The organism is Roseomonas sp. FDAARGOS_362, from assembly GCF_002754815.1.
In the GTDB taxonomy this organism is placed as follows: Bacteria; Pseudomonadota; Alphaproteobacteria; order Acetobacterales; family Acetobacteraceae; genus Roseomonas; species Roseomonas mucosa.
Map to the genome: position 1 here is coordinate 79,078 of NZ_CP024582.1, position 26,643 is coordinate 105,720.

Sequence of the window (26,643 nt, forward strand, 5' to 3'; positions counted from 1 at the left end):
AAAGATCGACGCCCGTCACGCCTTCCCTCTTTTTCCGGTGGACTGGAACCGGCTAGCTGCGCCGCACGTTCCAGAACTTCGCGAAGCCGGGCAGCACGCCCGCGACATCCGCGCGCAGCACCGTGGGCAGGAAGACCTGTGCGACGGGGATCCAGTTGGCCTCGCGCAGCGTCTGCACCTGCAGCTCGCGCGCGATGCGCTGGCGCTCCGCCTGATCCGAGGCCAGGAACCAGTCGCGGTAAAGCTCCTCCACCCGCGCGCTGGTTGGCCAGCCCACCCAGGCATCCCGGCCATTGGCCCGGATCGAAGGGACCACGGTCGGGTCGGTGAAATAGTCGCCGTCCGCGCTGACGCCGAAGATGTTCCAGCCGCCCTTGTCCGGCGGCTGCTGGTTGACGCGCCGCTGCACCACGCTGCCCCAGTCCATCGCCTGGTAGTCGAGGTTGAAGCCCATCTTGCGCAGCAGGTCGCCCATGACCTCGCTGACGGCGTTGTTCACCGGGCTGTCGGTGCCGACCAGCATCACCACGCGCTCGCCCTTGTAGCCGGCCGCGGCCAGCTCGCGCTTCAGAGCGTCGAAGTCGCGCCGGCCGCGCATCTCCTCCAGCCCCGCCTCGGTGGCCATCGGGCCGCCAGGCAGGAAGATGCCGACCTTGCCGCCGCGCAGGCCGGGATCGGTGCCGCTGATCATCTGCTCGAACTCGTCCTGATCCACCACGGAAAGGACCAATCGGCGGATGGCGGCATTGTCGAAGGGCGGATGCAGGTGGTTGAACTGGATGAAGGCGATCGTGCCGGCGCGGTTGGTGATTTCCGCGCGCAGCGACCTGTCGCGCCGGACCAGGGGCAGCAGGTCGGGGATCGGCCGCTCCCACCAGTCCACCTCGCCGTTCTGGATCGCCGCCAGGGCGGTGGAGGCATCGGGGATCACCTGCCATTCCACCCGCTCGAAATGCACCTGCTTCGGGCCGCTGGAAAGGCCGGGCTGGCCGCCCTGGCGCGGCGCATAGCCGTCGAAGCGCGCATAGGCCACCCGCGCGCCCGGCAGCCGCTCATCGGGCAGGAAGCGGAAGGGGCCGCTGCCGATCATCTCCGCCATCGGCGTGCCGGGATCGGAGGGGATCAGCCGCGCCGGCATGATGAAGGGCGTGTAGGGCGTGGTCTTCGCCAGGGCGAGCGGCAGCAGCGGGAAGGGACGCTTCAGGCGGAAAAGGATGGTCCTGTCGTCAGGCGCGGACAGCTTGTCGGTCGCGGCCATCAGCGTCTTGCCGAAGGGATCACGGCGCGCCCAGCGGCGCAGGCTGGCCACGGCATCCGAGGCCAGCACAGGCTCCCCGTCATGGAAGCGGAGCCCGCCGCGGAGCCGCAGCATCCAGCTTCGGCCATCATCGGCGACCTCGTGGCCCTCCACCATCTCCGGCACCGGCTCGCCGACGGCGTTCAGGCCATAGAGCGTGTCGAAGATCATGAAGCCGTGGTTGCGTGTCACCGTGGCCGTGGTGATGCCCGGGTCCAGCACCGCCAGGTCCGCCTGCGGAATGACGCGCAGCACCGAGGAGGGGCGCCCATTCGTTTGGGCGCCTGCCAGCCGTGGGGCCGCGAGCGAAGCTATGCCCGCCGCGAGGAAGCTGCGCCGCTTCATGCCTTGATCTCCTCCCTGCCGCCGGGTTCGTCCCCGCCGGATCATGCTTTGGCCCAGGTCTAACCCTCCGGTCTCCGCAAGCCAAGCCGGTCTTTCGGCACCCTCCGGCAGCGGCCATCATCGCGCCACGCCAACCCCGATCCCGTGATGGGCATGCCTCATGAACCCCTTCCAGGCCGACTGGACGACCCTGCGCATCCTGCTGGCGACGGTGGAGCTCGGCAGCATCACCCAGGCGGCGCAGCGTTGCGGCATCGCCACCTCGGCGGCGGCGAAGCGGCTGCAACTGCTGGAACGCGACTGCGGCCTGCCGCTGCTGGAACGGGGCGCGCGCGGGGTGCGCCCGACTGCGGCGGGGGAGGCGATCGCGCAGCATGCGCGCGCCCTCTTCGACCTCTCGGCCCGCTTCGCCGGGGATTTCCGCGCCTTCGCCAGTGGCGGACAGGGCAGCGTCCGGCTGGGCGCCTCGGCCTCGGTGATCGCGGGCCACGACCTGGGGGCGTTGCTGGCCGGCTTCGCGGCGCGGCATCCCGCCATCCGTGTCGAGCTGAAGGAGGAGACGAGCGGCACGATCCTCCACGACCTCGTGGAAGGACGGGGGGACCTGGGACTGATCACCAGCGCCAGCGAGATCCCGTCCTCCCTGGAGGCCCGCCCCTGGCGGCGCGACCGGCTGGTCGTCCTGTGCCGGGCGGACCATCCCCTGGCGACGGCCCGATCCCTGCGCTTCGGCGCGCTGCTGGAGCATCCGCTCATCGGCGTGCAGGAGGGGGGCGCGCTGTCGCTGATCCTGGACGACGCGGCACGCAGGCTCGGCCACCGGCTGGAATTCCGCTTCCAGGTCGGCGCGACGGAGGCGGCCCGTGGCCTGGTGGCGGCGGGGCTGGGCCTCGCCGTGGTGCCGGAGGGACTGGCCGGGACAGGCCCCGGGACGCCTGCCCTGTGCGCCGTGCCGCTGGAGGAGGGCTGGGCGCGGCGGCAGTTGCGGCTGATCACCCGGCCGGCGGCGATGCTGCCCCCCGCCGCGCGGCTGCTGCGGGATCATCTAGCCTGGCCGACTTCCGCGGATGGCGGACGCTGATCCCGCCAACCACGGCTTCACCTCCGCGCCTCGCGGGGGCATCATGCGAGCATGAGGAACGCCAAGGAAAAACCCGCCGTCACAGTGCGGGAGGTAGGGCCGCGCGACGGCCTGCAGATGATCCGGTCGGTGATGCCGACCGGGACGAAGCTGCGCTGGATCGCCGCCATGGCGGAAGCCGGCATCCCGGAGATGGAGGTGGCGAGCTTCGTGCCGCCCGCCGCCATGCCGCAGATGGCCGATGCCGCCGAGGTGGTCGGCAGCCTGCGCGCCTCGCATCCGGGGCTGCAGGTGATGGCGCTGGCGCCCAACCTGCGCGGCGCGCAGAATGCCGCGGCCGCCGGGGCGCAAGCGATCGTCCTGCCCGTTTCCGCCAGCGAGGCGCACAGCCGCTCCAATGTCCGCCGCAGCCGGGCGGAGCAGGTGGCGGAGTTCCGCCGCGTGGTGGAATGGGCCCGCACGCTCGGCGCGGCGCGGCCCTCGATCGAGGCCGGGATCTCCACCGCCTTCGGCTGCTCCCTTCAGGGCGAGGTGCCGGAGCGCGAGGTGATCGCCCTGGCCGCCGAACTGGCCGGGGCCGGGGCCGATGCTGTCGCCTTGGCCGATACGCTGGGCTATGCCAGCCCCCGGCAGGTCCGCCGCTTGGTGCGCGCGGTGCGGCTGGAGCTCGGCCCCGTGCGCCTCGGCAACCTGCATCTGCACGATACCATGGGCACCGGGCTGGCCAATGTGCTGGCCGGGCTGGAGGAAGGCGTGCGCGGCTTCGATGCCGCCCTGGGCGGGCTCGGCGGCTGTCCCTTCGCCCCCGGCTCGGTGGGCAACATCGACACGGAGGACCTGGTCTATCTCCTGGAATCGGAGGGCTTCGACACGGGCATCGATCTCGCCGCGCTGATCAAGACGCGTGCCCTGTTGCAGGAAGGCCTGCCCGGCGAGGTGCTGCACGGCCGTGTCGCCAGGGCCGGCATCCCGCGCACCTTCCATCCGGCGCGGGAGGCCGCCGCCCGGCCGGCCGAGGCGGCACCGGAGGCCGTCCCGGCCACGCCGCGCGGCACGACCGGCCCGCTGCACGGCATCCGCGTGCTGGAATTCACCCATATGATCATGGGGCCGAGCTGCGGCATGGTGCTGGGTGATCTCGGCGCCGACGTGATCAAGGTCGAGCCGGGCCCGGAAGGCGACAACACCCGGCGCCTGATGGGCGCGGCGATCGGCTTCTTCCCCAGCTTCAACCGCAACAAGCGCAGCCTGTGCCTCGACCTGAAGCGTCCCGAGAGCCTGGAACTGGTGCGCCGCCTCGCCGCCGAGGCCGATGTGGTGCTGGAGAATTTCCGCCCCGGCGCGATGGACAAGCTCGGACTCGGCCATGCCGATCTTTCCGCGCTCAATCCCCGGCTGATCTATTGTTCCTGCAAGGGCTTCCTGCCCGGCCCCTACGAGCACCGCGCGGCGCTAGACGAGGTCGTGCAGATGATGGGCGGCCTCGCCTACATGACCGGGCTGCCTGGCAAGCCGATGCGCGCGGGCTCCTCGGTCAACGACATCATGGGCGGCTTGTTCGGCGTGATCGGCATCCTGGGCGCGCTGCGCGAACGCGAGGCCACGGGGCGGGGCGCGCATGTGCAGTCGGGGCTCTTCGAGACCAACATGGTGCTGATGGCGCAGCACATGGCCGCCAACGCCATCACCGGGCAGAACCCGCCTTCCTTCGGCGATCCGGCCATGGTGAAGCCCTGGTCGGTCTATGACGTCTTTGACACGGCCGATCCCGGCGAGCAGGTCTTCGTCGGCGTCGTGACGGAGACCCAGTGGCGCGGCTTCTGCGAGGCCTTCGGCCTGTCGGACCTGTTGCGCGACCCGGCGCTGGCCACCCAGGCGCAGCGCGTGCTCGACCGGTCCCGATACCTGCCCCGCGTCGCGGAGGTCTTCCGGCGGCTTTCCAAGGCCGAGCTGATGGCCCGTTGCGAGGCGCTGGGGCTGAGCTTCGCGCCGATCGCCCGGCCGGGCGACCTCTTCGACGATCCGCATCTGCGGAATTCGGGCGGCCTGCTGGACACAGAGATGGCGAGCGCCGAAGGCGCCGCCCGCGTCGCGCCCGGCGGCACCGCCGCGCGCCCGCTGGCGGGGCTGCCGGCCCTGCCCGTGGCCGTGGACGGCGCCCGCCTGGGATTGCGGCGCCAGCCGCCGCGCAGCGGCGAGCACAGCCTGGAGATCGCGCGGGAGGCCGGGCTGTCCGAGGCAGAGATCGGGCGCATGGCGGCGGCGGGCCTGCTCTGGGCACCCGACCTGCCGATGGCGGCGGAATGAGCGACCGCCTGGAACTGCCGGGACGCGTCCTCTTCCTGTCCGGCGACCCGGAACTGGTCACGGCGCAGCTCGGGGGCTGCGACCTGACGCTTGCCGAAGCGGGGCGGCTGCGCGACGACGTCTCCACCGACGAGATCACCCCCCTGCCCTCGCTCGTCCATTTCGACGAAGCGCTGGCCGACCATGCCTATACCGACGTCAAATGCGACGACGCCTTGCCGTTCCGGCCCGGAGCGGCGCGCGCGGGTGGCTTCTCGGTGGTCGTCGCCGGGGCACGCTACGGCAAGGGCTCCTCCCGCGAGCACAGCCCGCTGGCCGAGAAGATGGCCGGCATCCGGCTCGTCATCGCGGAGAGCTTCGAGCGTATCTACCGCCAGAACGCCGACAATCTCGGGCTCTTCACCTCGACGGATTTCGGGCTGGTCGAACGCATCCGGCGCGGCGAGTCGATCGGGGTGGAGGAGCTCGTCGCGGGCCGGGACGCGGTCACTGCCGCCGTGCTGCGGGCCGGCGGGCTGCTGGCCTACGGGCGGTGCGTGCTGCGGCACGCATCCGGCGCACGCCCGGCGGTGTTACCGGGGCCGCAGACCCTGGCCGCCAAGATCCTGGCCCGTCATGCCGTGGCGGTTCCGGGTGCCGGGGAGCGACCCGAACCGGGCTCGGGGATCTTCGTGCGCGCCGACCTGCGCTTCATCCACGACATCTACACGGCGATGTGCCGCTTCATGCTGCGCGGCGCCTTCGGCGAAACGCCGGTGCTGGAGGACCCTGGCTCCATCCTCACCTTCGAGGACCATTATTCCTATGCGCACCGGAGCCCGGCACATGTGGAGCGCGGATTGCTGCCGCATGTCCGGGCGCTGTCGGAGGCGCACCGCGCCTTCGTCGCCGAGCATGGGCTGACGGATCACGGCTACCTTCCGGGCGGAGAGGGCTCCGAGGGCATCTCGCACGCCCTGGTGGCGGAACGCTACGCCCTGCCGGGGCGGCTCATCGTCGGCACCGACTCCCACACGCCGCACAGCGGTGCGCTGGGCTGCCTGGCTTTCGGCGTCGGCACCACGGACATGGCGAATGCCATGGTGACCGGCATGGTGCGGCTCAGGGTGCCGGAGGTGCTGCGCATCGAGATGCAGGGCAGCCCGCCGCCCGGCGTGACCGCGAAGGACATCGTGCTGCATCTCCTCGCCCGGCCTGGGCTGAAGGCCGGCACGGGCGTCGGAAAGGTCTTCGAGTTCGCGGGGCCGGGCGTTGCCTGCCTCGGCATCGACGAGCGGGCCACGCTCACCAACATGACGGCCGAGCTGGGGGGCTTCGCCGGGATTGTCGCCCCCGATGCCGAAACCCGGCGCTTTCTGCGCGATCGGCGCGGCATCGACTTCGAGCCGGAACCCTGGATGTGCAGCGATCCGGGGGCACCCTATGCCGAGGTCATCACCCTGGACCTGTCGCACCTGTCGCCCATGCTCGCCGCGCCGGGCGATCCGGGGCGGGGCGTGCCCGTCGCGGCGCTGGACGGGCCGGTGCGGATCGACATCGCCTATGGCGGCTCCTGCACCGCCGGGAAGCGCGAGGATTTCGACCATTACCACGAGGTGCTGGCCTGGGCCGTGGCGCGCGGACTCAGGCCGCCGCCGCATGTCCGGCTGCTTCTGCAGTTCGGCACGGCGGCCGTGCGGGACTATTGCGCGGCGCGCGGCTACCTCGACACCTTCGCGCGCATTGGCGCCGAGATCCTGCAGCCGGCCTGCGGCGCCTGCGCCAATTGTGGCCCCGGAGTCTCGGTTTCTCCTTCCCAGGTGACGGTCAGCGCCATCAACCGCAACTTCCCGGGCCGCTCCGGCCCCGGCCAGGTCTGGCTCGCCAGCCCGCCGACCGTGGCCGCCAGCGCCATCGCGGGGGAGCTGATCTCCTTCCAGGCGCTGCGGGAGCGATATCCCCTCCCCATGCCGGGTCTCGCGGGAGGCGCCGGGACGAGCGTGCCCGGCTGACGCGACGGTGCGGCGCTCAACGCGCGCATTCGGCCAGGAAGTCCCGCATCAGGGCCGCGACACGCTCCGGCCCTTCCAATGGCAGGAGGTGCCGGAGGCCCGACAGGACCTCCAGCCGGGATTCGGGGAAGTGCGGCGCCATGAGCCTCCGTTGCGCCGCCGGGCCCAGATCCGCGTCCTCGCCGCCAGCCAGGATCAGCGTCGGATAGGGCAGGATGCCGACGCGCCGGCCCCAGTCCTCCCGGCTGCCGGATTCAAGCCAGTGGCGCCAGGCGGCGGGGTTGGCGCGCAACACGTCCTCGATCGCCAGGCGGCGTGACTCGGGCGGCAGTGTGACGACGTTGTTGTCGATGAAACGCTCCGCCTGGGCGCGGCGCTCCTCGGGCGGTCCCTGGAACCATCCGAGCATTTCCTCGCGGCGGGCCTCCGCCATGGGTTCGGGCGAAGGGGGCGAACCCGCCAGCAGGACGAGCCCGGCCAGGCCCTCCAGCCCCGCCTCCCCGTCGAGCGCCCTTCGCGCCAGCACCGCGGCGAGCTTGGCCCCCATGCTGTGCCCCACCAGGACCCAGCGGCCAGGGGGACAGCCAGGGGGACAGCCAGAGGGGCAGCTAGGGAGCTGTGCGGCGATGATCCCGGCGAGGCGATCCGCCATGTCGGCGACGGCGTAGCCGGGTTCCGCCGCCGCTGCGCCGAAGCCCGGCAGATCGAGGGCCAGCGGCCGCACCCCCTCCCCCAGGCACCGCGTCACCTCCTGCCATTCCCGGGCACTGCCGCCGAGGAAGTGCAGCAGGACGAGGCGGATCGCGTCCGGGCCATTGCGGTCCGCGGCCGGGGCGCTGGAAGGGGGCCTGGGAGGGGCTGGTTCCATGCAGGGCAACTGGGGGCGCATCGCGCGGCATCAAGCGGCCGCCGGCACCCGGTTCCGCGTCTTTCCGGCAGGCATCGTGCCACTGGGGCGGTTGCGCTTCCCGCTTTGCTCCCCACAGACAGACGATGCAACGAGACATGCACCGGATCTCCATTCCCGCCCCGGCGGAAAGCCCGCCCGAGGGCGCCGGCTTTCCCATCCAGGACTATGCCGCGCTGGGCGACGGGCGGTCCGTGGCGCTGATCGCGCCGGATGGGGCGGTGGGCTGGTGGTGCGTGCCCAACATGGACTCACCGCCCCTCTTCGACCGGATCCTCGATCCCGGAGAGGGCGGCTATTTCCAGATTCGCCCCGAGGGTGCCTTCGAGGTCGAGCGGCGCTATCGCCCGGACAGCAACATCCTGGAGACGCTGGTCACCACCCCGGACGGGCGCGTCCGGGTCACGGAATCCTTGAACAGCAGCCTGGCCGGGCGCCTGCCCTGGAGCGAGTTCGCCCGGCGCATCGAGGGCCTCGCCGGAACGGTGCGGTTCCATATCCAGGCGGTCTTCGGCACGCGCGGAGACACGGCCTCGCCCTGGCTCCAGCCCAACCCGAACGGCTGCGTCTTCCATGTCGGTCCGCTGCTCGGGATGATGCGCTGCACGCCGAACATCCGCATCCTGGAGGAGCAGGACCGCAGCATCACCGCCACGGTGACGCTGTCCGAGGGCGAGCGTGCCACCGTCGCCCTCCTGGCTGCCGAGGACGAGCCGCTGGGCGTGCTGCCGATCGAGGAGATCGATGCGCGGATCGATACCAGCGACGAGGCCTGGCGCAGCTGGGCGGGGGACCTGCGCTATGACGGTCCGCACCGGGAGGCGGTCCGGCGCAGCGCCCTGGCCCTGAAGCTGCTGCTCTATTCACCCTCCGGCGCCATCGCCGCGGCCGCCACGGCCGCGCTGCCGGAACGGATCGGCGGCGACAAGAACTACGACTACCGCTATGCCTGGATCCGCGACGCCGCCTATACGGTGAACGCCTTCCTCCGCATCGGCGCCATGGCGGAAAGCAAGGCCGCCTTCACCTGGCTGATGCAGCGGCTGGGCGAGCACGGTCCCCGGGTGCTCTATACGCTCTGCGGCGACAAGGCACCGGAGGCAAGGGTGATCGAGGCGCTGCCGGGCTATCGCGGCTCCGGCCCCGTGGTGATCGGCAATGCCGCCGCGCACCAGCACCAGCACGGCGTCTATGGCGACATCTTCGAGACGGCGGCGCTTTTCGTCGGCGACGGCCATATCATCGACCAGCGCAGCGCCCGCGTGCTGTCCGGGCTGGCGGATGAATGTGCCGATCGCTGGCGGCAAAAGGATTCCGGCATCTGGGAGCTGGAGGAGCCGCAGCACTACACCATGTCCAAGATCAGCGCCTGGCAGGCCCTCGCCCGTGCGGTGGAGCTGGCGGAGGCCGGGCACCTGCCCTCCACCTGCGTGCCGCGCTGGCAGCGCGAGCGGGACCGGATCGCGGCATGGATCGACACGCATTGCTGGTCCGAGAAGCGCCGCGCCTATACCTTCTTCCCCGGCACCGAGAGACTGGATGCCTCGCTGACCCTGGCCGTACGCTTCGGCTTCGACGGACGGGAACGCCTGTCCTCGACGCTGGACGCGATCCGGGCGGAACTCGGCCGGGGCGCCCTGCTCTACCGCTATTCCGGCGCCGAACGGGAAGAGGGGGCCTTCCTGGCCTGTTCCTTCTGGATGGCCGAGGCCCTGGCCATGCTGGACCGCGACGCGGAAGCCGAGGCGGTCTTCACCGGCACGCTCGACGCCGTCGCCCCCGGGGTCGGCATCATGAGCGAGATGGCGGACCCCCGGACCGGCGACCATCTCGGCAATACGCCGCAGGGGCTGAGCCACCTTGCGCTGATCCATGCCGCCTGCACGCTCCGGGGCGACCGCAAGCGGCCGTTCGGGCGCAGGGAGGGCGCGGGCTAGAACAGGCTCGCCGGCGGGGTGCATGGGGCCGGGGTGCCCGCGTCTTCCCGGAGCGTGGTCCCTGTGCCCGGTGCGGGGGACTATGCCAGGGTGGCGAGCAGGGCCTGGGCGACGGCCGCCTGGCAGGGCTCGATCACCGGCAGGCCGAGCGCATCCTCCAGGAAGCGCCGGTGCCCGGCCATGCCGGCGCAGCCGAGGATCACGCTGTCCGCCCCCCGCGCCTTCAGCGCCTGCCCGAGTTCGAGCAGGCGGGGCCGGGGTCCTTCCGTGCCCGTCAGGACCTCCATGGGCAGGTTCAGCGGCAGGCTGGCGACGCAGCGCGCCTCCAGACCCATGGCCTGCAACACGCGGCGCTGACGCTGCACGCTCGCCTCGACGAAGGCGATGATGCCGAAACACTCGCCCCGCGCCACCGCGGCGGCGATGCCGGAACGCAGCGCGCCGAGAACCGGCCGCGGGGTCACGCTGCGGAGCAGGTCGATGGCCGGGTCGGAGACGCAGGCGATGACATAGGCCTCGGCCGGCTCCGCCTCCACGAGACGGCAGAGCGGCTCGGCCACTGCGTGCCAGTCTTGCCAGGTCGCGATGGCGGGTGGACCTTCCGGCAGGCCGGTCACTTCCAGCCGGGGCCCGTGCGCCATGGCCTGGGGCTGCACCGAGGCCCGGATCGTGTCGGTGCAGCTCGGCGAGCTGTTCGGGTTGATCACCAGGATACGGGACATGCCGGAAGCCTTTCCTGCGAAATGGATCGCCCGGTGCGGGTTCAGCCCTCGAAGGCCGCGCGTGCCTCGGGGAGATCCCAGATCCGCCGGATCGCCCGGCAGGTCGCAGCCGCCCCGCGCAGCCCGTGGCTGCCAGCGCCTGCGCGCATCAATCCGGCAGGATGGCACCGACCTGCTCGGTGATGCGGCGGTAGTGCTCGGGGCGGCGATGGGCGGCGAAGTTGAACATCTTCTCCTTGCCCTGGCGGCAGGTGTCGAGGTCGCAGTCGGCCACCACCACCTCGTCGCCCAGGGTCTTGGCCTGCGCCACGATCACCCCGTTCGGATCGACGATCACCGAGCTGCCGATCAACCCCGACCCGTCCTCGTTGCCGGCCTTGGCCACGCTCACCGCCCAGGTCGCGTTCATGTAGGCATTGGCCTGCGCCGCCAGGTTGGAGTGGAAGGTGCGGATCTCCTCGTTCTCGGTGCTGCCACCATTCGGGTCATAGGCGGCGGAGTTGTAGCCGATCAGCATCAGCTCCACGCCCTGCAGCCCATAGGCACGCCAGGCTTCCGGCCAGCGGCGGTCGTTGCAGATCAGCATGCCCATCACCGGCCGGCCCCAGGCCTCCGGACCCCGGAAGGCCTCGAAACCCTGGTCGCCGTATTCGAAGTAGCGCTTCTCCAGCTGCTGGAAGCGGTCCCCCACACGCGGCTCCACCGAGCCGGGCAGGTGCACCTTGCGGTACCTGGCCAGGATGCTGCCATCGGGGCTGGTGGTGATGGCGCTGTTGAAGCGCCGCCCTTCCGGTGTGCGCTCGGCATAGCCGACATAGAAGCCCACACCCAGCGCCTTCGCGCGGTCGAAGAGCGGCTGCACCGAGGGGTTGGGCATGGCTGTCTCGTAGTACTGGTCGAGCTCCGCCCCCTCCAGCAGCCAGCGGGGGAAGAAGGTGGTGAAGGCCAGTTCGGGGAAGACCACGAGCTGCGCCCCCTGGCCTGCCGCCTGTCCAGCAGCGCGATCAGGCGGGCCAGCACCGCTTCCCGGCTGTCCGCGCGCTGGGTGGGTCCCATCTGGGCGGCGGCGAGGCGGAGGATGCGGGGCATGGCGGGAACCTTGTTGGCCGGAAGCGCTCCGATCATGCGAAGCGTTTCTGGGCAGCACAAGGGCCAATGCCATGGAATAATTGCCGGAGTTATATGGTTTGTTTATAGACTGCCGCATGCTTACGCTGCGCCAGCTGGAAATCCTCCGCACCATGGTCCGCTTCCAGACCACCATGGCCACAGCCCGGCACCTGAACCTCTCGCAGCCCGCGGTCAGCACCGCCATCCGCCAGATCGAGGCGCAGCTCGGCTTCCCGCTCTTCGAGCGTGTCAACAACCGCCTCCATCCGCTGGAGGCAGCGAGCATCGTGCAGGAGGAAGCAGAGCCCCTGCTCGCCCTGCATGCGGCGCTGACGGATCGCCTGCAGGACCTGCGCGAGGCCAAGACCAGCCGCCTGCGCATCCTCTCGACACCGCCCCTGGGACAGGGCGTGGTGCCGCGGGTGCTGGGCGGCTTCGCCCGGCGCCATCCGAAGCTGAAGATCCATTTCGACATCCGCGACCTGAACGACGTCGTCCGCGCCGTGGAAAGCGGGGCCGCCGATCTTGGCATCGGGCTCGGCCTGGGGCCTCAGGCGATGCTGGAGGTGGAGGTGCTGGCCGAGGCGCGGATGGTCGCCATCTGCCCGCCCGGCCATGCGCTCGCCGGGCTTGCCGTGGTGACACCCGGGGATCTGGGCGCACACAGCCTGGTCGCGCTGGATGCCGATACGCGCATGGGGGCTGCTGTGCGTCATGCCTTTCAGTCCGCGCGGCAGCCCTTCCTGTTCCGGGCGGAGGTCCGCACCTGCAGCACCGCCTGCGCCCTGGTCGGGACCGGCACGGGCGTCTCCGTGGTCGATCCCTTCTCCGCCCGGCACCCACCCGTTGGAACACTGGAGATCCGTCCCTTCGAGCCGGCCATCCCTGCCACCGCCTGGGCCTTCTGGTCGAACCGCAAGCCGCTCTCACCGCTCGGCCGCCGCTTCATCGGAGAGGTGAGACTTGCACTGGCGCCGAAGCCATGAGGGCTGCCCGCCGAACAGTGACCGCCGAGCTGTCAGAACGCTCCGCGCGCCCCGGTCAGGCCGGCGCGGAAGGCCTCGAAGCCCGCGGCATCCGCGAAGGCCTTCTGCGTGCCGGGGCGTGTGATGGAATCCGCGGCATAGGTGGCACCCCAGGCCATGGCGGCCTCGATGTCACGCGAGCGGACGTAGTGCTGGGCGAAGGCGCCGATGAAGGCGTCCCCGGCACCGCTGGTGTCGCGCGGCCGGACCGTCACGGGCGGCACATGCCGCACCCTTTCCGCCGTCACCAGCAGGGCCCCTTCGGCCCCCAGCGTGACGATCACCGTGCGGACGCCTTTCTCCACCAGCACCCTCGCCGCCCGCTCCGCTTCCTCGCGCGTGGCGGTGGGCAGGCCGGTCATGATGGCGAGCTCCGTCTGGTTCGGCACGAGGAAGGTGGCGGCGAGGACCCGTCCGACATCGAGCTCCGGCGTCGCCGGCGCCGGGTTCAGCAGAACCTCGATTCCTTCCCGCGTCGCCCAGTCGATGGTGTGGTAGACCGTCTCCAGTGGGATCTCGAGTTGCAGCAGGATCAGGCTGCATCGCCGCAGGTCCTCCGCCGCCGCCTCGACATCGGCGGGCAGCAGGTGCTCGTTGGCGCCCTTGACGATCAGGATGCGGTTTTCGCCTGAAGGTTCGACGAAGATCGGCGCCACGCCGCTCTGCGTGCCCGGCACGGCACGGACATGGCGCGCGTCGATCCCGGATTCCTGGAAGTTGCGGATCATGCCCTCGCCGAAAAGGTCGTCGCCGACACGGCTGACCAGCATCACATCGCCCCCCAGCCGGGCGGCGGCGACGGCCTGGTTGGCACCCTTGCCGCCATGGCCCATCGAGAAGGACGGGGCCGCCAGGGTTTCCCCGGCCTCGGGCATGCGATCGATATAGGTCACGAGATCGACCATGTTGCTGCCGACCACGCCAATACGGCCGCCGGAACTATGCCTGTTGCTTCCGACCATGGTTTCCTTGGTCCCCTCGTCTGTCTTGTCATTGGCCGGTCAGCGGCGCCAGCCTCGCTGGCTCCAGGGGCGTTTGATCGGATGCATCGCGTGTCGACATCCCCCGGGGGCGCAGCATTGGCGCCGATAGCCCAAGGAGGCCGGTTGTCGGGCGGCGGCCTCCTTGGGCGTGATACGAACCATTGCTTTCAGCGGCCTGCCGGCCCGCGAAGGTCGCCGCCGATGCGGCGGGCCTCACGGGCAGGATGCTAGGCGGTGACGGCGGTCAGCGCCTGGTCGATCGCATCGGTGATGCGGTCGATGTCCTTCTCCGTCGCGATCAGGGCGGGGCTGAGGGTCAGGGTGTTGTTCAGCCCCGGCAAGGAGCGGTTGGTGGCGCCGATGATGACGCCGGCCTCCATGCACTTCGCCACCACGGCCTGGACCTTGGCCTCGGCCAGCGGCTCCTTGGTCCTGCGGTCCGCCACCAGCTCGGCGCCTTGGAACAGGCCGCAGCCGCGCACGTCGCCGATCACCGCATGGCGTTCCATCAGGGCCAGCAGGTTGCCGCGCAGGCGCTGGCCCATCGCCGTCGTGTTCTCCAGCAGGCCCTCATCCTCGATGATCCGCATGTTCTCCAGTGCCGCCGCAGGGCCGGCGAGGCAGCCGCCGAAGGTGGAGATGTCGCGGAAGTAGCTCATCGGATCGGCGGCATTGTCCTTGAACAGGTCGAAGACCGCCTCGGTCGTCACGGTGCAGGAGATCGCTGCGTAGCCCGAGGCCAGGCCCTTCGCCATGGTCACGAAATCCGGCTTCACCCCATACTGCTGGTAGCCGAACCAGGCCCCCGTCCGGCCCAGGCCGCAGACCACCTCGTCGATATGCAGGAGGACGTCGTACTTGCGGCAGATCTCCTGCACGCGCGGCCAGTAGCTGGCCGGCGGGGTGATGACGCCGCCGCCGGCGGTGATGGGCTCCAGGCAGATGGCCCCGATCGTGTCCGGCCCCTCGCGCAGGATGACCTCCTCGATCGCATTGGCGGCGGCAATGCCGTAATCCGCGGCATCCGGGTACTGGCTGCGGTACTCCAGGCAGTGCGGCACCTCCACGAAGCCCTCGGGGAAGGGGCCGTAATCGGCATTGCGCTGCGGCTGGCCGCAGGCGGCCAGGGCGCCGAAGGTGGTGCCGTGGTAGTCGCGCTCGCGATAGAGGATCTTCCACTTGCGGCCGCCGTGATGGCGCGCGGCGATCTGGCGCACCATCTTGAAGACCTTCTCGTTCGCCTCGGAACCAGAGTTCGAGTAATAGACGCGGGTCAGGCCCGGCATCTTCTCGATCAGCCGCTTCGCGAAGGCCGCCCCCGGCGCGCTACCCTTGGCGCCGGCGAAGTAGTTCAGCTTCACCAGCTGCTCGCGCACCACATCGGCGATCGATTCACGGCCATAGCCGACATTGACCGTCCAGACCCCGCCGGAGGTGGCGTCCAGATACTCCTTGCCCTTGGCATCCCACACGCGCATGCCCCGGCCTTCGACCATCAGCTGCGGATCGACGGTCTCATAGGCCTTGTGCTGGGAAAGATGGTGCCAGACATGGGCGCGGTCGGCCTCGATCAGCCCGGCGATGTCGTTGGTCTTCGGAACGTAGTTCATGATCAGCCCTTCGCTGGATCGTCCGGACCGGACATGCGCCGTACGATCAGATGCCCCATCAACATGCCCCCTGGCCGACATGCTCCCGGCACGGGCGAACGCAGGCACGCGCCCGGCTGCCCCGACCGGCCCGTTCGGCATCCGGAAGAGCCGCACGCCACGCCCTGTGGCAAGGCGTCACGGCCCATGACCCGATGGAACAGGCCGGCCGCGATACCAGGAACATGCTGGAATGACGGCATCGGGAAGCGTAACGCGATGCGGCACCCGGCCTCAAGCCCCGGCGGGCATCGCGCGGAGCGGAATGCGGCGGAGGCCCGGCCGTCAGGCCCGGTCCACCATGCGTATGCCACCCGGCGAAGCGGACGCGGCCTGGGGGCGGCCTATCCTGCCGCGATCAGTTCCCGGATGCGGCTGGCCAGGGCCTCCATGGCGAAGGGCTTGGTCATGACATGCATGCCCGGCTCCAGGTGCCCGTCGCCCACCACGGCGTTCTCGGCATAGCCGGTGATGAACAGCACCTTCAGCCCCGGCCGTCCGACCCGGGCCGCATCGGCCATCTGCCGGCCGTTCATGCCGCCGGGCAGTCCGACATCCGTCACCACCAGGTCGACGCGGGCATCGGATTGCAGCACCCGCAGGCCCGAGGCGCCGTCGCCCGCCTCGATGGCAGCGTAGCCCTGTTCCTCCAGCACCTCCATCACCAGCATCCGCACGGTGGGATCGTCGTCCACGACGAGGACGGTCTCGCCGAGTTCCGCCCGGGGCGCCTCGGCCAGTTCGGGCACCGGCTCGGCCACCTCGGCCTCGCCCAGGTGCCGCGGCAGGTACAGGCACACCATCGTGCCCTGTCCGACCTCCGAGTAGATACGCGTCTGCCCGCCCGATTGCCGGGCGAAGCCATAGATCATCGACAGGCCCAGCCCCGTGCCCTGGCCCAGCGGCTTGGTGGTGAAGAACGGGTCGAAGGCCTTGGCGATCACGTCGGGCGCCATGCCCATGCCCGTATCGGAGACGCAGAGCGAGATATACTGCCCCGGCGCGGTGTCGCGTTCGCGAGCGGTGCGCTCGTCGAGCCAGCGGTTGGCCGTCTCGATGGTCAGCCTGCCGCCATGGGGCATCGCATCCCGCGCGTTGATGCACAGGTTCAGCAGCGCGTTTTCCAGCTGGTTGGGATCGACCAGCGTCGGCCACAGCCCGCCCGCGCCCACCACCTCCAGCTCGACGGAGGGCCCGACGGTGCGGCGGACCAGCTCCTCCATTCCCGCCACTAGGCGGTTCACGTCCGTCGGCTTGGGGTCGAGGGTCTGCCGGCGCGAGAAGGCCAGGAGCCTGTGGGTCAGGGCGGCGGCCCGCCTTGCCGCGCCCTGGGCGGCCCCGACATAGCGATCGACGTCCTTGTACCGCCCCTGGGCGACGCGGGTGCTGAGCAGTTCCAGCGCACCGATGATACCGGTGAGCAGGTTGTTGAAGTCATGCGCGATACCGCCGGTGAGCTGGCCGACGGCCTCCATCTTCTGGCTCTGGCGCAGCTGCTCCTCGGCGAGCAGCAGGTCGGCCGTGCGCTCGGCGATGCGCTGTTCCAGCGTCTCGGTCAGGGCGCGCAGCTCGGCGGTGGCACGGTCGCGCTCCGCCTCCATGGCGCGGCGCTCCTCCACGTCGACCAGCACGCCGGGAAAGCTCAACGGCGTGCCGTCGGGCGCGTGGTCGACGCGGCCATTTGCCTCGATCCAGTAGTACTGCCCGTCGTTGCGCCGCACCCGGTACTGGTGGGCATAGGCGCCGCCGCGGGCGATGACGTCCTCAATGGCGGCGATGAGGCCCGCCTTGTCGTCGGGATGGACGGTCGCGACCACCTGTTCGAGGCTGAGGCCGACGCGCCCGAGCGTGGGATCGAGGCCGAAGCTGCGGGCGAAGGCTTCGTCCACCGTGAAGCGGTCGGTCGGCAGGTCCCAGAACCAGGTGCCCACGATGGCCCCGGCCGCGAGCGCGAGCTGGACGCGCTGGATGTTCTCCCGCGCCAGCGCCTCGCTGGCGCGCAGGGCGGCCTCCGCTTCCCGTCGCGACGTCACGTCGCGGAACAGCACCGACACCTGCCGCCGGCCCGCCGGCTCGATCCGGGCGGCCGAGACCTCGATATGGCGTCCCGCCGCGGCGAAGTAGCGCTCGAAGCGGATCGGCTGGCCGGTGCGGAGCACGCCTCCGTAGAGCTCGACCCAGCCATCCGCCTCGTCGGATGCGAAGCCCCGGATCGTCCTGCCGACGATGTCAGGGATGCCGGTATGCCGCTCGTAGCCGGGATTGGCCTCGACATGAACGTAGTCGCTCAATGGTCCGTGCGGCCCGTCGAAGAACTCGATGATGCAGAAGCCGTCGTCGATCGAGTTGAACAGGGTGCGGTACCGGGTCTCGCTTTCGCGCAGGGCCTCCTCGGCCCTCTTGCGGTCCGTGATGTCGAGCACGGTTCCGATCAGCCGCACCGGCTGCCCATCCTCGAAATGCGTCTCGCCCTGGGCGGAGACCCAGCGCTCGATCCCGTCCCGCAGCCCGACGGTGCGGTACTCGGCGGCAAAGCGGCCCGATCCCGCCGGGTCCATGGACCGCCGCACCGCCTCGTCCGCCCGCACCCTGTCCTCAGGATGCAGTCCCGCCAGGAAGGTGCCCTCGTAGCTTACCGGCACCCCGGGCGGCAGGCCGAACAGCGCGCGACAGCGGTCGTCCCAGGTCAGCTCCTCCGTCCGCACCCAGTAGTCGAAGGTGCCGATCCGGGCCCCCGCCGTGGCCAGCCGCAGTCGGTTCTCCCGGTCGCGCAGGGCGGCGTCGGCCCGGCGGCGCTCGCTCTGGTCGAGCAGGGCGCCGATCATGCGGACCGGCCGTCCCTCCGCGTCGCGGATGACGTAGCCGCGGTCCAGCACGTCCGCGTAGCTGCCATCGGCCCGGCGGAAGCGGTATTCCTCCGTCCAGCCCGTGCCGGTGCCGTCGATCACCGCATGGATGCTGCGATCCACCCGCGTCCGGTCCCCGGGATGGATCTGGGCGATCCACCAGTCCCCGGTCGGCTCCACCTGCCCGGGGGTCCAGCCATAGGCATCTTCCAGCGCCTCGTTCCAGAGCACGCTGTTGTCCGCGAAGCTCCAGTCCCAGATCGCGTCGCGGGTCGCCCGCTGCGCCAGGCGGAAGCGTTCGTTGATCGCTTGCAGCGCCTGGCCGGCGAAGTGCTGTTCGGTCCGGTCCCGCAACATCTTGAGGTAGCCGGTGTGGGCGCCCCGCTCGTCCCGGAGCTGCATCATCTCGCCCGAGGCCCAGAAGCGGGAGCCGTCCTTGCGTCGGTGCCAGCGTTCGTCGGCGGCCCGGCCGTCCCGGGTCGCCCGCTCCATCTCGGCCTCCGGCAGGCCAGCCACCTGGTCCTCCGGCACGAAGATCACGTCCGCCGCCCGGCCGAGCATCTCGGCCTCCGTCCAGCCCAGGATATTCGCCGCTCCGGTGTTCCAGCCGGTGACCCGCGCCGCGAGATCCGTGCTGATGATGGCGAAGTCGGTGGCGCTGTCCAGGATCTGCCGCCGGAGCGCCTCCGACCGGGCCTGCTGCGCCAAGCTCAGGCGGAGGGTCAGCTGGCTCATGACCTGGCGGGCCAGGGTCTTGAGCACGAATCGCTGCCGGGGCGTCAGGCCCTCCGGCCGGGGCTTCGTGTCGAGGACGCAGAGCGTGCCCAGGGGCAGTCCGTCCGGGGTTTCCAGCAGATGGCCGGCGTAGAACCGCAGCCCCGGTTCCGAGGTGATCAGCGGGTTGCAGTTGAAGCGGGGGTCCTCCAGGAGGTCCGGGACAACCAGTTCGCCGGGCTGGAGCATCATCCGGGAGCAGATCGAGTTGTCGAGTGGCATCTCCCGCACGCCCAGGCCGACTTCCGCCTTGAACCACTGTCGGCTCTTCGCGATCAGGTTCACGGCGGCCATGGGCGCCTCGAGCAAATCGGCGGCCAAGCGGGCGAGGTCGTCGAAATCCTGCTCCGGGGGCGTGTCGAGAATGGCGTAGCAGTCCAGAGCCGCGAGCCGGTCGGCCTCCGTCCAGGGACGGTCCTCGTTCTGGTCTGTCATGACGATCGGGACTCCACCGGCGCCTTGTCCGCCGGGCGGCTGGCCTGTCCGGAGGATCGGGCGGACCGGCCATCGCCAGTGACCCTGGCCTGGAAGGCCACGCCGGCTATCCGGCGTCGCCCCGATGCCCCTCGCTCCCTGGTGCAGGGCGCAATTCGGACGCAGGCAGGGCTACGGGGGGAGCTGGAAGGCATGAAGGCCGCCTATACCAATGGTACGATCGGGATGAAATCCTCATGCCGGGAACGCCGTGATACCCTCCCCCAGTTGCAGAGGTGTCTGCCGTGACACGATCGGTCCGCTCGCGATCGTAACCGGCCCCGCGCCCGGCACATGAGGGATGGAACCCTGGGGGACCTTGTGACGCACTGCATGGGACGGCAGTAATCCACGCTCTGTGTTTCCGGGGTTTCTTCATGCGTTGGCTCTATCCGCTGATCCTGTGCGCGCTCGCGGGATGCTCCGGTGGGCTCCGCACGGCGAATACTCCGGCCAGCCCGGCCGACAGGGCGGCCTTCTGCGCGGAACAGGCCCGGCAGACGGAGGCGAACTACGCCGCGAAGGACCAGTTCGACGCCTACGTCGCCGGTGCCCAGGCACACCGGGATTGCCTCAGCGCGGGGCACTGAAGGCCGGCTTTCCCTGCACCCTAGAAGGGCCGGTGGATCAGCGCCGCAAGGGAGAGCGGCAGCGCCGGCGGCATGACCAGGGCGCCGAGCTTCAGGAAGCTCCAGGCGCTGGCGTCCTGGCCCTCGCGGCGGATCGCGACGAGCCAGAGCAGGGTTGCAAGCGAGCCGGTGACGGACAGGTTGGAAATCGGCCAGGAAGACGTTCAGCCCGTCCAGCCCGTAGCAGATACGGGGGAGCGTGCCGCTGCGTGGCGGCGGGTGGGCGGCAGGGGCCATGCGGTCGGCATCCTCGGACGGGCCCTGGCCAAACGCCGCGGTGCCTTTCCGGGTTGGCACGGACATCCTGGCCCGGCAGGCTTCGCCCGGGCCGGACCGCCATCCGCTGCCGGACAGGTTCCGCGAAGCCATGCGGCCGCCCGCGACGGGCCGCCGGCCTTCAGCCGGCCTCTCCCCGCCGTTCCCGCGCCCGCAGCCTTTCGCGATGCGCGGTGTAGAGGCCGCTCGCGATGATCACGCCCGAGCCCAGGAGCATGGCCTGCCCCGGGAAAGCGCCGAAGACGACATAGCCGACGAAGGCGGAGGTGACGATCTGGCCATAGGAGAAGGGGGCCAGCACCGAGGCGGGCGCCTGGCGGTAGGCCTGCACCACGAGCATCTGCCCCGCCGAGCCCAGCACGCCATGCAGCAGTCCGAGGCCGAACTCCCAACCCGTCGGCATGCGGAAATCAAAGGGCAGGAAGAGGGTCAGCGCCACGAAGCCGGTGCAGGCCGTCCAGAACATCGTGGTCCCGGGATGGTCCGCCACGCCGATGCGGCGGGTGATCACCACCGCGCCCGCCCAGGCCGCGGCGGTAAGCAAGGGCAGGACGGCCGCCCACTGGAAGGTGCCGCCGCCGGGCTGCACCACGATCAGCACGCCGACGAAGCCCACCAGCAGCGCGATCCACCGGCGTGGCCCGACCACCTCCCCCAGCACCGGGATGGAAAGCAGGGTGATGAAGGTCGGCGCCACGTAGTTGATGGCGGTGGCCTCTGCGAGCGGGAGGTAGCCAAGGCCGATCACGAAGAGGACGGAGGAGGTGAGGACGCAGAGCCCACGCAGCAGTTGCAAACCAGGCCGCCGCGCGTGAAGGCCGCGGAAGCGGTTCCTTCCCAGAAGCGCGAGCGTCATCGCCACGAAGACGAGATAGCGGATCCAGACGATCTCGCCGCTCGGCAGGGTGCCGCGAAGATGCTTGGAGACCGCGTCGGAGCAGGAGAAGAGCGTGACCGCGCCGAGGATCAGCAGGATGCCGCCGAGCACGTTGTCCTGCGGCGCCAGGCTGGCCGGAACGCTGCCGCGCGGGGCGGTGGCCGGGGCGAGATCCGGAGGGATGGGCACCTCCGTGGCGGGTTCTTCCGTGGGGTCCGCCGCCATGCCCCCGTCCGGCCTGGCCGCGCCATCCGGTGCGGCTGCGGAGAGGGGTCTCGGTCCAGTCATGGTGCTCGCTGCGATCCGTGTTCGGGAAAGGGGGAGGTATCCGGCCGACATGGCCACAGGATGGGCGGAGGGGGCAAGGCGCGGGGACGTCGTTCCAGACGGCCCGGAATGCAACCCCGGGGACCGATCCTCTCCATCTCCGCTCCCACCGCCTCCCGCTGTCCCGCGGCCCCGGAACTCGAATTCGGCCGCGCCGGCCATCCGCCGCGGTCAGGGCGCGGCCTTCGGCGCCTCGTCCTGCCGGCTTTCCCGGCCGTCGCGGCGATGCGGCGGCCGGGTCAGCGCGATGCGCCAGGAGGCACGCATGGTGCGCTGGATCCGGTCCGCGACTTCCGGCGAGATCAGGCTCTCGTCCCGTATGCGGTCGATCACCCTGGCCCCGTCGCGCAACCCTTGCAGAAGCAGCAGCCGCTTCTCCAGCGTCGCGGTGATGTCGGGAAAGCGGGCACGCATCTGGTCCACGGCCTGGTCCAGGCGCTCGATCCGGCCCACCAGGACGCTGTCCAGCAGCACGGTCATGCGGCCGCTCAGCAGCGGGCCGATGGAGGCCTGGTTGTAGCGGCGGAGCTGCTCCAGGACCGCGCGCCGGCAGAGTAGGAGCTCGAAGCGGTCGGAGAGCGCATTCTCCAGCGGGCGGCGGAGGCCGAGGCGCCGGTCGAGCCATTCCAGGACCGGCATGGTCCAGCCCGATTGCAGGATCCTCTGCGCGGCGCGGTTGTAGCCCAGGCGGCCCTCCCGGCGCGCGGCATCGATCATGTCGCCGGTGTTGCGCATCATGGTATCGAGGTTGCGGATGGAGATGACGCCGCTGCTGAACAGCGGGATCAGGCTGCGCTCGCGCGTGGCCAGCGTGACCAGCCCGATGATCAGGCGGTCCCGCTCGGGCAGGGCCAGGTCGAAATCCTCCTGCGCCAGCCCGGCTTCCATGCCGGTGCGGTATTCCGCCGCCGCCTGTCGGGCGATCTCCTCCGGCAGATGGAAGGTCCTGGCGGTCTCGGCCATCCGTCCCAGCACCTCGGTCGTCGCCAGATGCACCGCCTGCCACTGCAGGGCCTGGTTCTGCGGCGAAAGGCGGTCGATGCCCAGCATACGGATCACCCAGCGCAGCGTGGTGCCGTTCACCAGCAGGCTGAAGAGCACGAAGGCGGTGGCGAAGCGGGCGACGAAGAGCCGCTGTTCCGGTGGCAGGACGGGGTTCTCCGCCAGGCCCAGCGCCAGCACCACCGTCACTGCCCCGCGCAGGCCGCCCCAGGCGATCACCAGCTTGTAGGCCGTGCTCACCGGCGCGCCGAGCCGCAGCCAGCCCAGCAGCGGCAGCAGGCCGAAGAGCACCAGCAGCCGCGCGCCGAGGGCCGCCACGACGAGGACAAGAAGCAGCAGCAGGTCGTGCAGCTCCATCCCGCCGAGCAGGTGGCGGGCCTGCAGCGTGGCCAGCAGGAAGATCATCGCCCCGGCCAGCATGGCGAGCTGTTCCCAGATGAGCTGGAGATGCGTCCAGTTCCGGGGCGAAAGCCGCGTGCGGCCCAGCGCGTTGATCACCAGGCCCGCCGCGACGACGGCCACGACCCCGGAAACCCCGATCCCCTGGTCGGCCAGCAGGTAGAGCGGATAGGGCAGCGCCAGGGTGAGGGCCGCCTCCGCCAGGGCGAGCCCGCCGAGGGCGGGGAGCAGCGCCGCGGTGATCCGGCCGGCGACGATGCCGAAGACGGCCCCGCCCCCCAGGGATACGGCCAGTTCCCGCAATCCGGCGATGGGCGAGGCCGCGGCCGCATCGCCGCTCAGCATCGCCAGCAGGACGCTCATGATGGCGATGGCGGCAGCGTCGTTGAGCAGGCTTTCCCCGGAGACCAGGCGCATGAGCCGCCCCGGCGCCCCGACCTCCCGGAACACGGCGATGACGGCGGCGGGGTCGGTGGTGGCGATGATCGCGCCGAGCAGCAGACAGACCGTCAGCCCCTGCGCCGTGACCGCCGCCATGGCGAAGCCGATGACGGCCGTGGCCACGAAGACGGCCACCACGGCCAGGAGCAGGATCGGCCCCAGGTCCGGCAGCATCTCGCGGAACTCGATGGACAGCGCCGACTGGAACAGGAGCGGCGGCAGGAAGACCCAGAGATAGGCCTCGGCCGGCAGGCTGGGGCTGAACAGCAGCGACAGGCCATCCTGCACCGGCCCCGGCAGAATGGCCGCGGCGAAGGGAAGCAGGCTGCCCAGCGCGATGCCGGCCAGCGACAGGACCGTGGCGTCCGGCAGGCCCGTGCGGGCCGCCATGACCTGCACCAGGACGATCACCGCCAGGAGGCCGCTGCCCAGGGAGAGAATCGTCGCGATGAGACTCACGGGAGGGGTCCTGGCAGGAAGCGGCGGCACCACCCGAACCGGGGCACCAGCCCTGGCCTATCAGCCGGGCCCGCGCCTGGGAAGCGGCACCACGGCCGCCAGTACCGGCAGGCGTTGCGGCCATGCGGAAGCGCCGCCGCCGGGCCCCGCTCACGCTTTATTGGGAAAAGCACATCACCCGGCGAGGAGGTGGCAATGTCGCCGCCCCCATGGTGCGGGTCCTTCCGGGCCGCAGAGGCGTCGACGATGTTCCGTTCCACCTCCGACGCGGGCGTCACGGCCGCGCTCTGCCACAGGAGCGGGAGGCGGACCGCGGAACCTGACTGAAGCGCGCGGCACCCGTCGCCGCGGAGCGATGGCGTGTCCTTCGGGGCAGGCCACGGCTCCGACGGCATGTGCCCCGGTGCGGTCATGCCACGCGCCCGTTCCACCGGGTCCGGGATCACTCCTGGACCGGCCCGTGCCAGGCCTGGCTTCATCCGGCCCCCTGCCCTTCCGGCCTCACACCAACACCCGCACCCGGGCCAACTCCATCCCCGGCCGGCCCGGGTGCCGGACAGCAGGAGCAGCTTTTCTTGACAACCCTCCAGGCCATTCTGATCGCGATCCTGCAAGGCGCGACGGAGTTGTTTCCCGTCAGCAGCCTCGGCCATGCCGTCCTTCTCCCGGCCCTGCTGCGCTGGAACCTGGACCAGCGCGCGCCGGAATTCCTGCCCTTCCTGGTCATGCTGCATGTCGGCACCGCCCTGGCGCTGCTGCTCTACTTCTGGCGCGATTGGCTGGCCCTGATCCGGGGCGTGCTGGGGGCGGGACAGGCTGGCAAGGTCCGGGAGAACCGGCGCCTGCTCCTGCTCATCGTCATCGCGACCATTCCCGCGGTGATCGTCGGCTTCGTGCTGGAGCATTCGCTGCGGGGCCTGTTCGGCTCCCCCGTGGCAGCCGCGGCCTTTCTCGCGGCCAACGGGCTGCTGCTGCTGTTCGGCGAAAGGCTGCGCGGGCGCGCCACCGCGCCGCGCTCCATGTCCTCGCTCACGCCAATGGACGCCCTGGTGGTGGGGATCTGGCAATGCGGAGCCCTGATCCCCGGCATCTCGCGCAGTGGCGCCACCATCGTCGGCGGCCTGCTGCGCGGTGTCGGGCACGAGGGCGCCGCGCGGTTCAGCTTCCTGATCGCCACGCCCATCATCCTGGGCGCGACCGTGCTGGAGGTGCCGAAGCTGCTGCATGCGGCCATCCCGCCCGGCACCTTCGGCCTCTCGGTCCTGGCCGCTGCCGTCGCGGGGGTCACCGCCTGGCTCAGCACTGCCTTCCTGATGCGCTACTTCCGCGAGCACGAGGCCTGGGCCCTGAACCCCTTTGCCTACTACTGCCTGCTCGCGGGGCTGGGCAGCCTGGCCTGGCTGCTCCTCGCCTGAACGGCAGCCTGGAAGCGGCGTGCGGAACGTCCGCCGGGGCGCGTCACCCCTGGCCTCCTCCGGTGCCAGGGGCAAGGTGGCTGTCGCGCGGCCCCATGGCGAAATCCGGGACGGCTTCGCGAGTCAGGCGGAACCCGCGCCGCCCCGCAGCACCGAGAGGATCCGCTCCTGCTCCTCCGGTCGCAGGAAGAGGCTGTTGCCGATGCTGAGGCTACGCGCCGCGAAGTCGCGCGCCCGCGGACAGGGGCGATCCGGGACGATGCCGCCGAGATAGGCATAGTCCGGCAGGGCGCGCGCGAAGAGCCGGCTGACGCCCAGCCCTTCCCTCCAGAGCCGGGCCAGCGCGGCCTCGGCATCCCGGGCGCGGTCGAACACCAGCACCAGGACGGGCCAGGTGCCCCGCTCCCCCGGGCGGTCGCCGAGCACCCGCAGGCCGGAACATGGGACGAGGCGAGCGGCGAAGCCCTGCGCCTGCCGCCGGGTCGCTTCCAGGAAGTCAGGCAGGCGCGCCAGGGCACGGCGCCCCACCGCCTGCCGCCAGGAGCCCACGCGGTGCAGCGGCACATCGAGTGGAAAGCGGTCGCCAAGCGCGGCTTCCGTGTCGCCGGCACACAGGGCGCGGCGCAGGCCACGGCCATAGGCCATGGTCAGGCCCAGCGGGTTGTAGAGCAGCCCGTAGCCGAGCAGTTCCAGGCCGCGCCGTGCCTCCATCCACCGGTCGGGGCGCAGCATGGCGGCGGCGCTGTCCCGCAGCCCCTGGCGCAGGATCGGATCGCGGCTGACCAGCACGCCGCCCTCATAGAGCGTCAGGCCCTTGCCGACCGCCAGGCTGAAGAAGCCGATATGCCCTCGCAGACCGACCGGCACGCCCCCTGCCCGCGCTCCCAGCGCCTGGGCCGCATCCTCGATCACCCAGGCGCCGCATCCCTCGGCCAGGGCCAGCACAGCGTCCAGCGCGGCCACCCGGCCGGCGAGATGGGTGGGCAGCACCGCCAGCAGCCTTTCGTCGCAGAGCGGCGCGAGGCTGTCCGGGTCCAACTCCGCCGTGCCGGGGAGCGTGTCACAGGGGCAGACCTCCAGACCCAGCGCATGGATGGCGATGGCCACCAGCGGGCAGGTGAAGCCCGGCACCGCCACGCGCCGCCGGCTGCTCCGCGCCATCAGGCTGCGTAGCGCCACCATCAGCGCCGCGGTGCCGGAACAGGTGAGCAACACCTCCTCCAGGCCAAGGAAATCCGCCAGCGCCGCTTCCATCCCTCCCGCACCGCCGCCCGGGCGCAGGTCGCGCCAGAGCACCGGCAGACCCGCGGTCGGAGGCAGTTCGCGCCAGGGGGAACGCGGCGGAAGCCGGGAAGGAGCCATGGCGGTGG

16 protein-coding genes and 4 pseudogenes are annotated in these 26,643 nt (G+C 70.9%); 8 read left to right on the top strand and 12 right to left on the bottom strand.

The features are described from left to right. Positions 1-52: 52 nt before the first annotated feature. The gene (locus CTJ15_RS00370) at positions 53-1,642 is read right to left on the bottom strand and encodes an ABC transporter substrate-binding protein (protein WP_099780832.1); all 1,590 of its coding nucleotides are present in this window, start codon (positions 1,640-1,642) and stop codon (positions 53-55) included. A 160-nt stretch (positions 1,643-1,802) separates the two neighbouring features. Here CTJ15_RS00370 and CTJ15_RS00375 point away from each other — a divergent pair, with 160 nt between their 5' ends. The 4 genes and pseudogenes from CTJ15_RS00375 to CTJ15_RS00385 all read left to right on the top strand — a co-directional run bounded on the left by CTJ15_RS00375 (position 1,803) and on the right by CTJ15_RS00385 (position 7,021). Beyond that, a complete protein-coding gene (locus tag CTJ15_RS00375; RefSeq protein ID WP_075822695.1) occupies positions 1,803-2,723 on the top strand; it encodes a LysR family transcriptional regulator in 921 nt (306 codons plus the stop codon). A gap of 132 nt (positions 2,724-2,855) precedes the next feature. Then, a pseudogene (locus CTJ15_RS24490) lies at positions 2,856-3,590 on the top strand (hydroxymethylglutaryl-CoA lyase); the annotation flags it as partial. A gap of 231 nt (positions 3,591-3,821) precedes the next feature. Further along, positions 3,822-5,030 carry a CaiB/BaiF CoA-transferase family protein gene (locus CTJ15_RS24495; RefSeq protein ID WP_051004933.1) on the top strand — a complete coding sequence of 403 codons (1,209 nt, stop codon included), beginning with the start codon at positions 3,822-3,824 and terminating at the stop codon, positions 5,028-5,030. After that, a complete protein-coding gene (locus CTJ15_RS00385; protein WP_075822697.1) occupies positions 5,027-7,021 on the top strand; it encodes an aconitase family protein in 1,995 nt (664 codons plus the stop codon). Before CTJ15_RS24495 ends, CTJ15_RS00385 begins: the two co-directional genes overlap by 4 nt. Before the next feature lie 16 nt (positions 7,022-7,037). Here CTJ15_RS00385 and CTJ15_RS00390 read toward each other — a convergent pair whose 3' ends face one another. Beyond that, positions 7,038-7,889: an alpha/beta fold hydrolase gene (locus CTJ15_RS00390; RefSeq protein ID WP_193009543.1), complete on the bottom strand. Its 852-nt coding sequence runs from the start codon at positions 7,887-7,889 to the stop codon at positions 7,038-7,040. A gap of 137 nt (positions 7,890-8,026) precedes the next feature. Here CTJ15_RS00390 and CTJ15_RS00395 point away from each other — a divergent pair, with 137 nt between their 5' ends. Beyond that, positions 8,027-9,865, top strand: a complete 1,839-nt coding sequence (locus CTJ15_RS00395) for a glycoside hydrolase family 15 protein (RefSeq protein ID WP_075821772.1) — start codon at positions 8,027-8,029, stop codon at positions 9,863-9,865. 80 nt (positions 9,866-9,945) lie between these two features. Here CTJ15_RS00395 and CTJ15_RS00400 read toward each other — a convergent pair whose 3' ends face one another. Continuing rightward, positions 9,946-10,587, bottom strand: coding sequence for an aspartate/glutamate racemase family protein (locus tag CTJ15_RS00400; protein WP_075821773.1), 642 nt, complete (start codon positions 10,585-10,587; stop codon positions 9,946-9,948). Positions 10,588-10,735: 148 nt separating this feature from the next. Further along, a pseudogene (locus tag CTJ15_RS00405) lies at positions 10,736-11,676 on the bottom strand (N-carbamoyl-D-amino-acid hydrolase). A 116-nt stretch (positions 11,677-11,792) separates the two neighbouring features. Here CTJ15_RS00405 and CTJ15_RS00410 point away from each other — a divergent pair. Then, a complete protein-coding gene (locus CTJ15_RS00410) occupies positions 11,793-12,683 on the top strand; it encodes a LysR substrate-binding domain-containing protein (protein ID WP_075821774.1) in 891 nt (296 codons plus the stop codon). Between the two features lie 32 nt (positions 12,684-12,715). Here CTJ15_RS00410 and rbsK read toward each other — a convergent pair whose 3' ends face one another. The 4 genes and pseudogenes from rbsK to CTJ15_RS25195 form a co-directional block, all read right to left on the bottom strand. Beyond that, positions 12,716-13,684: a ribokinase gene (gene rbsK, locus CTJ15_RS00415; protein ID WP_075821775.1), complete on the bottom strand. Its 969-nt coding sequence runs from the start codon at positions 13,682-13,684 to the stop codon at positions 12,716-12,718. 248 nt (positions 13,685-13,932) lie between these two features. Then, a complete protein-coding gene (locus tag CTJ15_RS00420) occupies positions 13,933-15,315 on the bottom strand; it encodes an aspartate aminotransferase family protein (protein WP_019462102.1) in 1,383 nt (460 codons plus the stop codon). A 383-nt stretch (positions 15,316-15,698) separates the two neighbouring features. Next, a complete protein-coding gene (locus tag CTJ15_RS00425) occupies positions 15,699-18,602 on the bottom strand; it encodes a PAS domain-containing protein (RefSeq protein ID WP_369923315.1) in 2,904 nt (967 codons plus the stop codon). After that, positions 18,576-19,409, bottom strand: a pseudogene (locus CTJ15_RS25195) (PAS domain S-box protein); the annotation flags it as partial. The pseudogene CTJ15_RS25195 and the gene CTJ15_RS00425, both read right to left, overlap by 27 nt. Positions 19,410-19,825: 416 nt before the next feature. Here CTJ15_RS25195 and CTJ15_RS00430 point away from each other — a divergent pair. Further along, positions 19,826-20,038: a hypothetical protein gene (locus CTJ15_RS00430; RefSeq protein ID WP_019462100.1), complete on the top strand. Its 213-nt coding sequence runs from the start codon at positions 19,826-19,828 to the stop codon at positions 20,036-20,038. Positions 20,039-20,058: 20 nt separating this feature from the next. Here the strand turns inward: CTJ15_RS00430 and CTJ15_RS24500 are convergent. The 3 genes and pseudogenes from CTJ15_RS24500 to CTJ15_RS00445 form a co-directional block, all read right to left on the bottom strand. Continuing rightward, positions 20,059-20,220 (bottom strand): annotated as a pseudogene (locus CTJ15_RS24500) (arsenic transporter); the annotation flags it as partial. Positions 20,221-20,474: 254 nt separating this feature from the next. Continuing rightward, a complete protein-coding gene (locus CTJ15_RS00440; RefSeq protein WP_099780834.1) occupies positions 20,475-21,455 on the bottom strand; it encodes a DMT family transporter in 981 nt (326 codons plus the stop codon). Between the two features lie 273 nt (positions 21,456-21,728). Next, a complete protein-coding gene (locus CTJ15_RS00445; RefSeq protein WP_099780835.1) occupies positions 21,729-23,858 on the bottom strand; it encodes a sodium:proton antiporter in 2,130 nt (709 codons plus the stop codon). 575 nt (positions 23,859-24,433) lie between these two features. Here CTJ15_RS00445 and CTJ15_RS00450 point away from each other — a divergent pair. Continuing rightward, complete coding sequence (locus tag CTJ15_RS00450) at positions 24,434-25,273, top strand: undecaprenyl-diphosphate phosphatase (protein ID WP_019462096.1); 840 nt, start codon at positions 24,434-24,436, stop codon at positions 25,271-25,273. 123 nt (positions 25,274-25,396) lie between these two features. Here the strand turns inward: CTJ15_RS00450 and CTJ15_RS00455 are convergent, their stop codons facing one another. Continuing rightward, on the bottom strand, positions 25,397-26,635 hold the full coding sequence (locus tag CTJ15_RS00455) for a DegT/DnrJ/EryC1/StrS family aminotransferase (protein WP_075821778.1): 1,239 nt from the start codon (positions 26,633-26,635) through the stop codon (positions 25,397-25,399). Positions 26,636-26,643: the final 8 nt, after the last annotated feature.